The sequence below is a fragment of the Myxococcus llanfairpwllgwyngyllgogerychwyrndrobwllllantysiliogogogochensis genome (genome assembly GCF_006636215.1).
Taxonomy (GTDB): domain Bacteria; phylum Myxococcota; class Myxococcia; order Myxococcales; family Myxococcaceae; genus Myxococcus; species Myxococcus llanfairpwllgwyngyllgogerychwyrndrobwllllantysiliogogogochensis.
This window is the reverse complement of sequence record NZ_VIFM01000752.1, coordinates 1-453: the sequence shown is the minus strand read 5'-3', so window position 1 is coordinate 453 and position 453 is coordinate 1. Positions and strand designations below refer to the sequence as shown.

Here is a 453-nt window from a genome sequence, read left to right as displayed (position 1 = left end):
TAAAAAAAGTTAGGGCGAAAAGCTTCAGTTTTCGAAGCATTTCGCCCAAATGCGGATGCCCCCGAGGACGGCTCGGAGCTAGCGCCTCACTGGATCAATACAGGCTCTTCTGATTTCACGCCCAGGTCGGTTTCGACCGTAAGCCGCAAGTTTGCGACACGGTTGCCGGTGAGCCAGGCCTTCGTTACCAGGAAGGTTTTCGACGTGGCCTTTTGCGCCACGCCGTCCAGGTCATACGTCCACGTGATCGCCTTGATATAGCCCGCAGAAACCGTGCACACAGGCGCCAAGAGCAGCCCACTGCCGCTGGATGTCTGCTTGAGCTCGCATTGCGGTTTGGGGGCGTCCTGGACGTTGACCTGCAGGACCTGCTCGCCGTAGTTGCCGGCCTTGGTGATGGTGCGCAGCAGGACTTCGTAGCTGCCAGCCTCGGCAAACGACACGTAGTTGCCG

1 protein-coding gene is annotated in these 453 nt (G+C 58.9%); it reads right to left on the bottom strand.

Annotated elements, in window-relative coordinates; all coding sequences use genetic code 11:
* Positions 1–86: 86 nt before the first annotated feature.
* Positions 87–453: hypothetical protein (locus tag FJV41_RS53050; protein ID WP_220138013.1), on the bottom strand; the 367-nt coding region annotated here is incomplete at its 5' end.